Below are 14,336 nucleotides of genomic sequence, written 5' to 3'. Positions count from 1 at the left end.
CCAATCGCAAGGCTTTTCCTTTACGGTTTTGAGCTTAGAATGAATTGTCGACTTTGATCTCAATGGTGCCGCCGCTGAGCGAAAGCTGATCCAGATAAGGCTGTTCTGCCGACTGAAGCTGACCTAGGTGTTCAAAGGCTTCTGCTCACTTTCATTACAAAAACCCTAGAAGGTAAAAACGCCCGTACGCGTGCTACACAAACTACGCCTTCTTATCAACTCGGCGAGATGGACGAATAATTCGTGCACGATTGATGACTGCGTCAGAGCGCTCACGGTCTATCACAGGAAGTGGCAGATCCAGTTGAGATTCATGCAAACCATGATTGGAAGCATTGTATTGCCAAATAAGGAAACGCTGCATCAGCATCGAATTTCGTTTTTTAAGCACGTCGACCTCCGCCTCCAAGCGAGCAATTCTGTCTGCCGCCATCCTCAAGCTGGACGGCAAAGGCACCCGAACTACTTGCTCTTTACTTTTGCTCTTAGCCCAAACAAATGCGTCTTTTATTTCCGAATGAGAGGAAAGGGATTGTCGAGTTGGACGCTTACCAACTACGGGCAACAGACGTTCACATAATAGCTCCCAGCTAAGCGGCCCCTCCCAACCGAACAAAAGGTCAACCGCAGCTTGAATATCAGTTGGAGTTAGGTGTTTAGCCATTACATAAACTCAATAAGGTTAGACAAGGTTTTCGAAGACTCATCATCCAATCGGCCAGATACGTCGTCATGATTCGCAGCGAGAGCCCTAGAGGCATGGCTCGGAGCAAAATCATTTTTAATTCGTATGAGGGCTCCTTCTTCGACCGTATCATCCCTGAAGATCCCTAACAGTTCGCGCAAACGGACAGCCGAAAGCGAATGGTGCTCATACCAACGGTCTGCACCAGCGTAGCCTGCGGCCATTGCTGACTCAGCTTCAGCAAGCTGCTCCTCGATCTCGCGCAAATCCTGTTCGAGTTGTGCTCTGTTAGCCGTCCTTTTTTCACACAAATGCTCATTGCAGTTCAGACAATCACGAAACATACCGCATGGAGAAGATGAAAAATCGTGCGTGCACCAGCCCCACCTACTCTTATGGATAGCCCCCTTTGGAGCCAGATTGTATGCTTCACGATCTACTGGCTCACAGTGAATCAGGATTGCTTTATCGTGTGCAGACTCAGCCTGTAACCGCTCATATCTGTCGGCAACCTCTGAAGGAGTAATGTGGTTGTAAACCCTATTTTGTTTGGGGTCTGCACGCCCAGCAAACCTCGCAATTTCATCCTCACTCATACCTCCCCTATGACCCATTGTGTCGATCATATGACGCATTTGGTGCGTGGTGATTTTCATCTCAGTACCGTCTATGTGCTTGTAGCCGTACCGTTTAAAAATGCTGCTGTGGTTCGCACCCTCGCCCAAAGACTCCCTTGGAGACAGATCATTATTCATAATATTTACGTCTGGCATCCAGGGAAGGACGCGGACAGTACCGCGCTGTGCATGAAGACTGTTGGCTTGCATTGCGAGCAAAGCACCACTGTACTTGATGCCGGCTTCTTTATTAACCCAGGGAAACTCATCAGGAACACGAGACTTAATTTTACCCCACAGGCTGTCTAACGTTATGACGTCGCCACGGCTAAAGCCATAAGAATAGTACATCCGCTGGCAAGCATCACTATGGCTCAAATCCAAACCTAAAGCTTCACACGCCTCGATCTCAGAAAGTGATTTACCCCAATCATGGGAAGCATAATCGGGATGAATAAACATGGTATCAGGATGTTGTTCCAACCACACCGCTAGACTGCGCCCCTCCTCTGTCAACTTTGTAATACGATCAATAGCCGTCTTCACAACTTCAACCATTATCGTAGGAACCCATTTAATATTCCAGCCAAACCCTTTCCCTGAGTAAAAGCGAAGTCCAAACACCGGATTACCATCTTTATCATAATCTGAGTGTTGGCAAGCCAAGGGCAGCGTTAATACTTCTGATATCCGTACCGAGCCACTCATCAAAAGCGCGAACACGCTAGACGTAAAAATATCTCTGGGAGTATCGCCACAGTTTGCAAAAATATCAGCCATAGCAAGTACTGCATCAGGGTGAGGCAGTTTTTTATCGCGCTCCTCTCTGCCCGACTTACCAGTTCTTTTACCTCCTTCGGTTGGGCGAGCAATTGGATTCCTCCAGTCCCCGCAGGAGTGGCTGACAAGCTTGTGAGTGGTAACAAATTTTGCTAAGCGCTCTAGTTCTCTACCACATTGGTAAGCAGCACCAGAATAATGCTCGCGCGCCACGATGGCCGCGCGATCTAGCACAGTAGTATCAAGTTCAGATATGTCGGGAGAAGGCGATTGTTCGGAAAGGACGAACTCCAAGACCTTGAGCGCCTTAGTTTCATTTTTAGTGCCCGTAGGATTATGACCCTGTTGATAGCGAAAGTATGCTTTCGCAAACGAAATGAACGGCTCGCCCATACGATCTTCTACTGAATGCGACCTAGAACTGGAGCCAAGCTTGGTGAAATTTGCCACTTTAGGCCATATCCAAGCAGACCAGTCTGTATTTGCCCCAAAAACAGTGAGCTCTTCCTTGCACTTCCTGATGAAAAGGTCCAAGTTTTGGACTGAGTCCAAGTCTGAACGACTGGAAAATTGAAATAGATTACTCACTGCTCCACCTCAGACTTACGGTTCGCGCATTTCAAGATAACTTCAGCAACGGCTGCAATCGTTCGATCCAAGACGGACGCTACTGCCAGATCACCAGTATCCAATAGCAACCGCTCACGCTCCTCCAAAAGCTCAGCGTAGAAATCTTCATGCGGCGCATCTAACCAAGGTTGGAAACTTACACACGTATAGCAGGGGCGCGGGACGTTCATCCCACAATACGAAAAGCTACCGCATGTACCGACTTCCCCCTTGCGGTGTCGTACTCGGCTGGCTGGATCAGCGCCACGAATAGCATCCAACTCAGAATCAACCAGATTCCCGGAGAAGGCCTGAGCAAAACGTGCCAACTGAAAGCCCAGTGCTGCATCAATTTTTTTTATGTGCTCAGGTACGTTTAGAGTATAGACGTCCACATGTTGAATATCTGAATGGTCCAACAATTCAGCGATAACATATTTACTCATGCCCTCCCTCGCTGCACGAGTACCCAGGGTATATCTGAAACGCTTAGGGAAAACGTGTAAGTGCCCATCCGTGCGATGCGAATAAATATCACCATATTCAACAGCGCGTTTGACTGCAAGATCGATCACCTCGGTACGAGCATGCAATTGCTCACCCGGAAGCGCCGCGAGAAATCTTTGCCTAGAAGCAGAAAAATTAGTCTTAGGCCCGAAAGACTGAAGCTTTCGTCTCGCTGGAAAAAGCGGAACTAGGCCAAGTTCTTGATCGTTTACTTGATAGCCCATCGCCTGAACAGCTTTAAATACCTTGGCGCGATGATTGAATAGAACATCGTATAGATCCCGAGTTAGCTGAAATGTTTTAAACTCGTCCCGAAAGTCTGCTCCCTCTTGTTTCGCACGAGGTATAAGCAAAAGATACTTGGCTGCTCCATCGCTACCGTCGACCTTTATCAGGTCTTTGCATTTGAGATGCGTTATCTGGATAGGTCGCCGTCCCGTGCTGCTCGTGAGAAGACAAATGGATAGCTCGTAAAGACTTAGGTCGCCTTCCTCATAAGCGAAGATTGCACCTTCATTAAAAGCCATTAGCTCAAAGTCAGACATCGGTCCCTGAGTAGGATCCATACTTTTGACAGCTTGGCCTTTCGCGCCGCCGGGCAATCGCCAACCATCCACCATTCCTACCACATCTTTGTTGATGCCCGGCAGTCGAAATGCTAGCCAACGTCTTAGGAAAGGCCGGACTCGATGGAGATGCGCGTAATCCCCATTTAGCGAAGCTTTGAAGTTTATGAGCTGATGGGTATCCAACTCGCCGTTCGTTGCAGAGAACAAATGGTAAACTGAGTTAGCCACTGCCAGGACCGAAGAGCCCGCTTGAGTAGTCGCGTAATGCTCGAAGAGCTTGCGCACTGAATACTGATACTTGTTGGGTGTCCGCTCCATGACAAGCCCCATATTCAAAGTACTGTCTTTCGACAATTTCCATAAGGTATCGGAACTGTCGAACTCGTAACCGAGGACTGACCTAAGCACTGAACCTACTGATCCAGCGCCCGTCGAGATGATCAGATTTGACAACTCAGTCATTTTGCCCCCCTGCTACTGGCCGCAGCGTTTTTTCCTGGAGTGCAAGACCAAACTCCGTGGCTTTACGTCTATCAGCACGTTTATTGTAGGTTGCCGCAGTTCCACTCCCCAGCTTCCACCCCATCAGCATTGATCGAAGCCGCTCTTCTTCGGCAGCGCCCAACTTCCTTTCATCAGCAAGGTCAGAAAAACGCTCATTCCAGTAATGCCTCAACTGATGACCAGTAAATCCTCTAAGCGGAGGAATATGGGTGCGCAACGAATTGACAACGTCCTTATACCCTGCAATAGACAATGGCTGACCTAACGTAGGGCCAGCCTTGTGCGTTACAAAAAGATATCCATGTTTACGAGCGCCGTGGACTTTCCTTCTGTATGTCAGAACATACTCCTGCACAGCCTTGATCACATGAGCTTTACCAACCAACTCTCTGTCGTTCGTTTTGACCAGAGGCTGTTTTACACGCGGATCGGATTTTTCATCTGCGCGCCTGACGATGTAAATGCGATTTGAATGAAAGTTTATGTCTTCACATTTGATATTCAGAAGCTCCCCCCTCCTTATACCAAGCTCGTACAAAAGAGTGAGCATTAACTTATTTCTAGACTGCACACCGTCATCGTCCCACAAACGATAAGATGAGTCAGGCTTTAACACTTCGCGAATTGCCGAGGCAGTTACATCGTCTAATCCATTGTCACGATACAGAAGATTTCTTTTTTTATTTAAAGGTCTGATGTCTTTCATCGCTGACAGAACCCTAGCTAAAGCTTCAGGATCAACTGGTGATTTCAGATACCGACCGGCAAGCCATGATACGTAATCGACTGCAGCTCCGGTTCGCGCATGCACGATTTCCTTCGAGACATAGACCTTCCCCGCAAAGCAGGTACGCGCCAATCCCTCGGGCTGAGCCAGTAAACGCCTCTGCATATACCCACGCATGGCTTCTATCTCGTAGTTTTCTAGCACTACGCCTTTGGAAAACCGATCTATCAGATTGATCCCTCGCTCTGACAATATTTGAAGGAACACGCATAAATGGCCAGCGGTGTTTGCAAGCGAAGATGAGGAGAGGCTACGGTTACGGACTTGAGTAGTGAGATAGAGGTTGGGGTAGTAAAGTGGCATCCCCTGCATGTCGGTGATCACGCATGCCCGCTCTCCATCGTCGAATACGAACTCCTTCGTCTTCGCCACTTTCTCAATCCTAGTGATCACATTATTCTTTACACTTTTCACTAACAATCCCCCTAGGCCCCGTTCCGGCTCAAAATTTAACTTTTTTAGGGGCAAATAAAAAGCCCCGGATGCTAATGCACCGGGGCTTTCAGGGTAAAACTTTACATCAAGTATCTGAGCCGTATCCTAGAACGGAATATCGTCATCGAAGCTGTCGAAGTCAGCGGCTGGCTGTGGAGCCTGCTGCTGTGGCGCAGGACGCGATTCGCGCTGCGGCTGCGAGTACGACTGCTGAGGCGGTGCCGACTGCGGACGCGACTGCTGTGGGCGCGGTGCGGAATTGCCGTAGCCGCCTTGACCTTGCTGAGCATCGCCCTGCTGAGGACGGCCGCCGAGCAATTGCATGGTGCCCTGCATGTCGACAATGATTTCAGTGGTGTAACGCTTGATGCCGTCTTTTTCCCACTCGCGAGTCTGCAGCTTGCCTTCGATGTAGACCTGGGAGCCTTTGCGCAGGTATTCACCCGCGATTTCGGCGACCTTGCCGAACATCGATACGCGGTGCCATTCGGTCTTTTCGACCTTCTGGCCGCTCTGCTTGTCGGTCCACTGTTCGCTGGTCGCCAGGCTCAGGTTGGTCACGGCGTTACCGTTAGGCAAGTAGCGAACTTCGGGATCCTGGCCGCAAGTGCCGACCAATATGACTTTGTTAACCCCACGGGCCATAACGTTCTCCTAGGCTTCGCACGCTTCCGGCGCTGGATTGACCAGCTGTTCAAGAGACGCACGATCCAATAGTTTTGTATCCAGTTTGATATAGACGGCTGCCTCTTCGGCAACCACCACGGCATCCGTCACGCCTGTTACGGACATCAATCGTTCTGCCAGGCCTGCATCACGCTGTGCCTGTGGCGACAACGGCAGACGTAGGCTGGTCACGTAAGGCGGTTCACGCATGGTCATTGCAAAAGCCAGCCAGATGGCGGCCATGGCTGCTCCACCGAGGAACACCACATCGAGCCCGCCATGCTGGAACAACCAGCCGCCCAGTATCCCACCTGCCGCCGAACCAAGGAACTGGCTCGTGGAATAAACACCCATTGCGGTGCCTTTTCCGCCAGCCGGTGAAACCTTGCTGATCAATGACGGCAGCGAAGCTTCCAACAGATTGAACGCTGTGAAGAATACCACTGTCCCGATGACCAGTGCCCGCAACGTGTTACCGAATGCCCAGAAGAATAGCTCAGCGAGCATCAATACGAGCACCGCGCCGAGCAGCACGCGCTTCATCTGACGTTTCTTTTCCCCGTAAATGATGAAGGGGATCATGGCGAAGAACGAGATAAGCAGCGCCGTGAGGTAGACCCACCAGTGCTCTTCCTTGGGCAGCCCGGCTTTCTCGACCAGCGCCAGCGGCAATGCTACGAAGCTCGACATCAGCATTGCGTGCAACACGAAGATACCTAAATCCAGGCGCAGCAGATCCGGATGACGCAAGGTGGTGCCCAGCGCCTGCTTTGCCACGCCTGACTCGCGATGCAGCAGGTGACCGTTGGCTTTGGGTACGACAAACGCGACGATCAGAATCCCCAGCAGTGCCATACCGCCGGTTGCCAGAAACAGCCCGGACAGGCCGAACGAGCCGGTGATCAACGGACCGACCACCATCGCCACGGCGAAGGACAGGCCAATGGTCATGCCGATCATGGCCATGGCTTTGGTACGGTGCTGTTCGCGCGTCAGGTCGGAGAGCAGCGCCATGACAGCGGCGGAAATCGCCCCGGCACCCTGCAGGATCCGACCGGCGATAATGCCCCAGATCGAATCGGCATTCGCCGCAACCAGGCTGCCAATGGCGAAGACGACAAGACCCAGATAAATGACCGGCCGCCGGCCGATGCGATCAGAGATGACGCCAAACGGAATCTGCAAAACAGCCTGAGTCAGCCCGTACGCGCCGATGGCGAGGCCGATCAGTGCCGGGCTGGCACCCGCCAGATCCATGCCGTAAGTGGCCAGGACCGGCAGGACCATGAACATACCGAGCATGCGAAACGCGAAAACCAGCGCAAGACCACCTGCGGCACGCGTCTCACCACTGCTCATTCGTTCGCTATGGGGATCGTGCATGGAAAAACCTCGTGTGAACCGGCGGCGATTCTACCAGTCCCATCGATTGACGGGGTATATCGCGACGCTTTGACGCGTATAGATGACAGAGTCTTCATCTAGAACAGCGACGCGGAACGGATAGTGTGTATCCATCCAGTGTTTGGCCGTATACTCCCACGTTTTCGACGCCCGCCGTGCGAGGCCATTTTGGACAAGATCCTGATTCGTGGGGCCCGAACCCACAACCTGAAAAACATCGACCTGACCCTGCCACGCGACAAACTGATCGTCATCACCGGGTTGTCCGGCTCTGGCAAATCATCGCTGGCCTTCGACACGCTCTATGCCGAAGGGCAGCGGCGCTATGTCGAGTCGCTTTCAGCCTACGCCCGGCAGTTCCTCTCGATGATGGAAAAGCCGGACGTCGATACCATCGAAGGTCTGTCGCCGGCGATCTCCATCGAGCAGAAGTCGACTTCCCATAACCCACGCTCGACCGTGGGCACCATCACCGAGATTTACGACTACCTGCGCCTGTTGTACGCGCGGGTCGGCCAGCCACGTTGCCCGGATCACGACACGCCGCTCGAAGCACAGACCGTCAGCCAGATGGTCGATCTGGTTCTGGCTCAGCCTGAGGGCAGCAGACTGATGCTGCTGGCGCCGGTGATCCGCGAGCGCAAGGGTGAGCACCTTTCGGTATTTGAAGAACTGCGTGCGCAGGGCTTCGTTCGGGCCAGGATCAACGGCAAGCTGTACGAGCTCGACGAGCTGCCCAAGCTGGACAAGCTGGACAAGCAGAAGAAGCATTCCATCGATGTGGTCGTGGACCGTTTCAAAGTGCGTGCGGATCTTCAGCAGCGTCTGGCCGAGTCGTTCGAGACTGCGCTCAAGCTGGCCGACGGCATCGCACTGGTCGCGCCGATGGACGATGAGGCTGGCGAAGAAACCATTTTCTCCGCGCGCTTCGCCTGCCCGATCTGCGGCCATGCGATCAGCGAACTCGAACCCAAGCTGTTTTCCTTTAACAACCCGGCCGGAGCCTGCCCGACCTGCGACGGCTTGGGCGTCAAACAGTTTTTCGACATCAAGCGTCTCGTCAATGCGGAGCTGACGCTGGCCGAAGGCGCGATTCGTGGTTGGGACAGACGCAACGTGTACTACTTCCAGATGCTGGGGTCGCTGGCCAAGCATTACGGCTTCAGTCTGGAAGTGCCGTTCAAGGAACTGCCTGCCGAGCAGCAGAAGATTCTGCTCAACGGCAGCGGCACCCAGAAGGTCGACTTCCGCTATCTGAACGACCGCGGCGACATCGTCAAACGAGCGCATGCTTTCGAAGGTATCGTGCCCAATCTTGAGCGTCGCTACCGGGAAACCGAGTCGGCGACGGTACGCGAAGAACTGGCCAAATTCCTCGGCACCCAGCCCTGCCCCGATTGCCGTGGCACCCGTTTGCGTCGCGAGTCGCGGCACGTGTGGGTCGGCGAGAAAACCTTGCCTGCGGTCACCAGCCTGCCGATCGGTGATGCCACTGACTATTTCGGCGACTTAAAGCTCACCGGACGTCGCGGCGAGATCGCCGACAAGATTCTCAAGGAGATTCGCGAGCGCCTGCAGTTTCTGGTTAACGTCGGCCTGGATTACCTGACGCTGGACCGCAGCGCGGATACGTTGTCGGGCGGTGAAGCGCAACGGATCCGGCTCGCCAGTCAGATCGGCGCCGGTCTGGTGGGCGTGATGTACATCCTCGATGAGCCCTCCATCGGCCTTCACCAGCGCGACAACGATCGCTTGCTCGGCACCCTCAAGCATCTGCGGGATATCGGCAACACCGTGATCGTCGTCGAGCACGACGAAGATGCGATCCGCCTCGCGGACTACGTGGTGGACATTGGCCCGGGTGCCGGCGTCCATGGCGGTCACATCGTCGCCGAAGGCACGCCGGACGAAGTCATGTCGCATCCCGATTCGCTGACGGGCAAATACCTGTCCGGCCGAGTGAAGATCGAAGTGCCGGCCAAGCGCACGCCGCGCAACAAGAAGCTGTCGCTGACGCTGAAAGGCGCACGTGGCAACAACCTGCGCGATGTGAACCTGGAAATCCCGATCGGCTTGCTGACCTGCGTGACAGGCGTATCGGGTTCCGGCAAGTCAACCCTGATCAACAACACGCTGTTTCCACTCAGCGCCACCGCGCTCAATGGCGCGACCACGCTTGAGGCTGCCACCCATGACAGCATCAAGGGCCTGGAGCATCTGGACAAGGTCGTGGACATCGACCAGAGCCCTATCGGTCGTACGCCGCGCTCCAACCCGGCGACCTACACCGGCCTGTTCACACCGATCCGCGAACTGTTTGCGGGCGTTCCGGAGTCCCGGTCACGCGGCTATGGCCCGGGTCGCTTCTCGTTCAACGTGAAGGGCGGCCGATGCGAAGCCTGCCAGGGTGACGGGCTGATCAAGGTCGAGATGCACTTCCTTCCGGATATCTACGTCCCTTGTGACGTCTGCAAGAGCAAGCGCTATAACCGCGAGACGCTGGAGATCAAATACAAAGGCAAAACCATCCACGAAACGCTGGAGATGACCATCGAGGAGGCTCGTGAGTTCTTCGACGCGGTGCCTGCGCTGGCGCGCAAGCTTCAGACGCTCATGGATGTCGGGCTTTCATACATCAAACTGGGGCAGTCGGCGACGACCTTGTCAGGCGGCGAGGCGCAGCGGGTCAAGTTGTCCCGCGAGCTTTCCAAGCGTGACACAGGCAAGACGCTGTACATCCTCGATGAACCCACCACCGGCCTGCACTTTGCCGATATCAAGCAACTGCTTGATGTACTGCATCGCTTACGGGATCACGGCAACACCGTGGTTGTGATCGAGCACAACCTGGACGTCATCAAGACCGCGGACTGGCTGGTAGACCTCGGCCCGGAAGGCGGTTCAAGGGGTGGACAAATCATCGCGACCGGCACCCCCGAGCAGGTTGCGGAGATGAAGCAGTCCTACACCGGGCACTACCTCAAACCGCTGCTGCTCAGAGACAAAGCCTGACCGGTAAAGCAGGAACGTCCGGCCAACAAAAAGCCCCCGTCACGCAAGTGCGGGGGCTTTTTTGTTTGTGCCTGAAACCTGATCAGTATTGCGACTGCAGGTAATTCTGTAGCCCGATCGATTTGATCAGACCCAACTGCTGCTCCAGCCAGTAGGTGTGATCTTCCTCGGTATCAGCCAGCTGAATACGCAGGATGTCGCGGCTGATGTAGTCCTTGTGAAGCTCACACAGTTCGATGCCCTTGCACAGCGCAGCGCGTACCTTGTATTCCAGGCGCAAATCGCTGGCCAGCATTTCAGGAACGGTGGTGCCGATGTCCAGATCGTCCGGGCGCATGCGCGGCGTTCCTTCGAGCATCAGTATCCGTCGCATCAGCGCGTCTGCGTGCTGCGCCTCTTCTTCCATCTCGTGGTTGATACGCTCGTACAGCTTGGCGAAACCCCAGTCCTCGTACATACGGGAATGGATGAAGTACTGGTCACGCGCGGCCAGTTCGCCAGTGAGCAATGTGTTCAGATAATCAATTACGTCTGGATGGCCTTGCATCGCACCAGATCTCCCTGCTGAAAGGCGATAGTTTGAACCAAGCGCCTCATCTGGTCACCCGGAAAAACGCAATAAACAGACAAAGTGACGCGATTTCCCGCCATCCAGATGCGAAAAACCGCCCTAATGAGGGCGGTTCTGTTTCTCACTTAGACTCAGCCCAGGCTGACGCCCAAAGCCCTGGCAACCCCTTCTCCATAAGCCGGATCGGCCTTGTAGAAATACTGCAGCTGACGCTGAACCACATCGTTCGATACACCCGCCATCGCGCCGGCGATATTGCTGATGAGCAGCGCCTTCTGGTCAGCGTTCATCAGATTGAACAGCTTGCCCGCCTGGCTGTAGTAATCGGTGTCTACACGATGATCATGACGTCCGGCATCGCCACTCAATGCCAAAGCAGGCTCGGCATAACGTGCATCCTGCTTGGGCGCGTCAGCGTAGCTGTTCGGCTCGTAGTTAGGTGCCGCGCCACCGTTACTGCCAAACGCCATCGAGCCGTCTCGCTGGTAGCTGAATACCGGGTTCTTCGGCGAGTTGATCGGCAGTTGCTGGTGGTTGGTACCTACGCGGTAGCGATGCGCGTCGGCATAGGCAAACACACGGCCTTGCAGCATACGGTCAGGCGACAGACCAACACCTGGGACCATGTTGCTCGGCCCGAATGCTGCCTGCTCTACCTCGGCGAAGTAGTTGAGCGGATTGCGGTTGAGTTCAAGTTCGCCGACTTCAATCAGCGGGAATTCTTTTTGCGACCAGGTCTTGGTCACATCGAACGGATTTTCGTGATGATTGTTGGCTTGCTCTTCAGTCATCAACTGGATGCAGACCTGCCATTTCGGGAAGTCACCGCGTTCAATGGCGTTGAACAGGTCACGCTGCGCGTAATCAGGGTCGGTCCCGGCGATACGAGCTGCGTCAGCAGGCGCCAGATTCTTGATCCCCTGCTTGGTCTTGTAGTGCCATTTGACCCAGTGACGCTGGCCAGTGGCGCTGATGAGGCTGTAGGTGTGGCTACCGAAACCGTGCATGTGGCGGTAGCCGTCCGGGATACCACGATCCGAGAACAGGATGGTGACCTGGTGCAGGGCTTCAGGCGAATGCGACCAGAAGTCCCACATCATCTGCGCGCTCTTCAGATTGCTCTGTGGCAGACGCTTCTGTGTGTGAATGAAATCCGGAAATTTCAGCGGGTCACGGATGAAGAACACCGGAGTGTTGTTGCCAACTATGTCCCAGTTGCCTTCCTCGGTGTAGAACTTGACTGCGAAGCCGCGAGGGTCACGCTCTGTGTCAGCCGAACCACGCTCGCCGCCTACGGTAGAGAAGCGCAGGAAAATCGGAGTCTGCTTGCCGACCGTATCAAACAGCTTGGCGCTGGTGTAGCGGCTGATATCACGGGTAACGGTGAAAGTGCCATGAGCACCCGACCCTTTCGCATGCACGCGGCGCTCCGGAATGTTTTCACGATTGAAATGTGCAAGCTTCTCAATCAGATGGAAATCATCCAGCAGCAACGGACCCCGAGGCCCAGCCGAACGGGAATTCTGGTTGTCCGCGACTGGCGCACCACTGGCAGTCGTAAGTGTCTTGTTCTGGCTCATGCAATATCTTCCTCAGGCTGTGCTGCCGGCTATCGGCTTGAGTGAGAGTATTGTCCAGAACTATTACAGCCTTCAAATTCATTAAGTTTTTTTAAGCTATAGATTTTTACAATTCAAGAAAACAAAAAACCGGGCGCTAGGCCCGGTTTCTTGTACAACTGATGTCTTACTCAGCAGCTTCTACAGAGCCACCGACAGGACGATCAACCAACTCGACGTACGCCATAGGCGCGTTGTCGCCAGCGCGGAAGCCGCACTTCAGGATACGCAGGTAGCCGCCCTGACGGGTTGCATAGCGCTTGCCCAGATCGTTGAACAGCTTACCAACGGCTTCTTTCGAACGAGTACGGTCGAAAGCCAGACGGCGGTTAGCTACGCTGTCTTCCTTGGCCAGGGTGATCAGCGGCTCGGCAACGCGGCGCAGTTCCTTGGCTTTTGGCAGAGTAGTCTTGATCAGCTCGTGCTCGAACAGCGACACCGCCATGTTCTGAAACATGGCCTTGCGGTGCGAGCTGGTACGGCTCAGGTGACGTCCACTTTTACGATGACGCATGGTTCATTCCTTACCAAACTGACGTTCGGTGATTACGACGATCAGGCCGTAGCCTTGTCGTCCTTCTTAAGACTTGCCGGCGGCCAGTTGTCGAGGCGCATGCCGAGGGACAGACCACGGGAGGCCAGAACATCTTTGATCTCAGTCAAAGACTTCTTCCCAAGGTTCGGAGTTTTCAACAGCTCTACTTCGGTGCGCTGAATCAGGTCGCCGATGTAGTAGATGTTCTCCGCCTTAAGGCAGTTAGCCGAACGTACAGTCAGTTCCAAATCGTCAACCGGACGGAGCAGGATCGGATCGATCTCGTCTTCCTGTTCGATTACCACTGGTTCGCTGTCACCTTTGAGGTCGACGAACGCAGCCAACTGCTGTTGCAGAATGGTTGCAGCGCGGCGGATTGCCTCTTCAGGATCCAGAGTACCGTTGGTTTCCAGATCAATAACCAGCTTGTCCAGGTTAGTACGCTGTTCGACACGGGCGTTTTCCACCACGTACGCGATACGGCGAACCGGGCTGAACGAAGAGTCGAGCTGCAAGCGACCAATGCTGCGGCTTTCGTCTTCATCGCTTTGACGCGAGTCTGCCGGCTCATAACCACGACCACGAGCTACGGTGAGCTTCATGTTCAGGACGCCGTTAGACGCCAGGTTAGCGATTACGTGATCGGGATTAACGATCTCGACATCATGATCCAGCTGAATATCGGCAGCGGTAACCACCCCCGAACCCTTCTTCGACAAGGTCAGCGTAACTTCGTCTCGACCGTGCAGCTTGATAGCCAGACCTTTAAGGTTCAACAGGATTTCGATGACATCTTCCTGTACACCTTCGATGGCGCTGTACTCGTGGAGTACACCGTCAATCTCGGCCTCGACTACTGCACAGCCGGGCATGGAGGACAACAGAATGCGGCGAAGCGCGTTGCCCAGGGTATGGCCAAAACCGCGCTCGAGAGGCTCGAGCGTGATTTTGGCGCGGGTTGGACTGACAACCTGCACATCAATGTGGCGGGGTGTCAGGAACTCATTTACCGAAATCTGCATGGATGCACCTATTT

At 54.2% G+C, this 14,336-nt stretch carries 11 protein-coding genes; 1 reads left to right on the top strand and 10 read right to left on the bottom strand.

Features of this window, described 5'->3' with window-relative positions:
* Nucleotides 1–202: 202 nt before the first annotated feature.
* The 6 genes from J3P77_RS02750 to J3P77_RS02725 form a co-directional block, all read right to left on the bottom strand.
* Nucleotides 203–664 (bottom strand): hypothetical protein, encoded by a 462-nt coding sequence (locus J3P77_RS02750; protein WP_060402145.1) that lies wholly within the window; start codon nt 662–664, stop codon nt 203–205.
* A complete protein-coding gene (locus tag J3P77_RS02745; protein ID WP_434679407.1) occupies nt 664–2,475 on the bottom strand; it encodes an integrase in 1,812 nt (603 codons plus the stop codon). The genes J3P77_RS02750 and J3P77_RS02745 overlap by 1 nt, the downstream gene beginning before the upstream one ends.
* A 191-nt stretch (nt 2,476–2,666) precedes the next feature.
* Nucleotides 2,667–4,229, bottom strand: coding sequence for a site-specific integrase (locus tag J3P77_RS02740; RefSeq protein WP_434679406.1), 1,563 nt, complete (start codon nt 4,227–4,229; stop codon nt 2,667–2,669).
* Nucleotides 4,222–5,430, bottom strand: a complete 1,209-nt coding sequence (locus J3P77_RS02735) for a site-specific integrase (protein WP_434679405.1) — start codon at nt 5,428–5,430, stop codon at nt 4,222–4,224. The genes J3P77_RS02740 and J3P77_RS02735 overlap by 8 nt, the downstream gene beginning before the upstream one ends.
* Nucleotides 5,431–5,598: 168 nt before the next feature.
* A complete protein-coding gene (locus J3P77_RS02730; protein WP_434679404.1) occupies nt 5,599–6,138 on the bottom strand; it encodes a single-stranded DNA-binding protein in 540 nt (179 codons plus the stop codon).
* A 9-nt stretch (nt 6,139–6,147) separates the two neighbouring features.
* Nucleotides 6,148–7,542 carry an MFS transporter gene (locus tag J3P77_RS02725; protein ID WP_434679403.1) on the bottom strand — a complete coding sequence of 465 codons (1,395 nt, stop codon included), beginning with the start codon at nt 7,540–7,542 and terminating at the stop codon, nt 6,148–6,150.
* Nucleotides 7,543–7,731: 189 nt separating this feature from the next.
* Here J3P77_RS02725 and uvrA point away from each other — a divergent pair, with 189 nt between their 5' ends.
* On the top strand, nt 7,732–10,575 hold the full coding sequence (uvrA, locus tag J3P77_RS02720; protein WP_434679402.1) for an excinuclease ABC subunit UvrA: 2,844 nt from the start codon (nt 7,732–7,734) through the stop codon (nt 10,573–10,575).
* An 82-nt stretch (nt 10,576–10,657) separates the two neighbouring features.
* On the opposite strand, the gene bfr is transcribed toward uvrA, so the two are convergent.
* The 4 genes from bfr to J3P77_RS02700 form a co-directional block, all read right to left on the bottom strand.
* A complete protein-coding gene (bfr, locus tag J3P77_RS02715; protein WP_434679400.1) occupies nt 10,658–11,122 on the bottom strand; it encodes a bacterioferritin in 465 nt (154 codons plus the stop codon).
* A gap of 155 nt (nt 11,123–11,277) precedes the next feature.
* A complete protein-coding gene (locus J3P77_RS02710; protein ID WP_434679399.1) occupies nt 11,278–12,726 on the bottom strand; it encodes a catalase in 1,449 nt (482 codons plus the stop codon).
* A 166-nt stretch (nt 12,727–12,892) separates the two neighbouring features.
* A complete protein-coding gene (gene rplQ, locus J3P77_RS02705; RefSeq protein WP_133210690.1) occupies nt 12,893–13,279 on the bottom strand; it encodes a 50S ribosomal protein L17 in 387 nt (128 codons plus the stop codon).
* Nucleotides 13,280–13,320: 41 nt separating this feature from the next.
* Nucleotides 13,321–14,322, bottom strand: a complete 1,002-nt coding sequence (locus J3P77_RS02700; RefSeq protein ID WP_002555464.1) for a DNA-directed RNA polymerase subunit alpha — start codon at nt 14,320–14,322, stop codon at nt 13,321–13,323.
* Nucleotides 14,323–14,336: the final 14 nt, after the last annotated feature.

Origin of the sequence: Pseudomonas sp. R1-18 (assembly GCF_051132095.1) — a bacterium.
GTDB lineage: Bacteria > Pseudomonadota > Gammaproteobacteria > Pseudomonadales > Pseudomonadaceae > Aquipseudomonas.
This window is presented reverse-complemented; position numbering and strand designations above follow the sequence as displayed.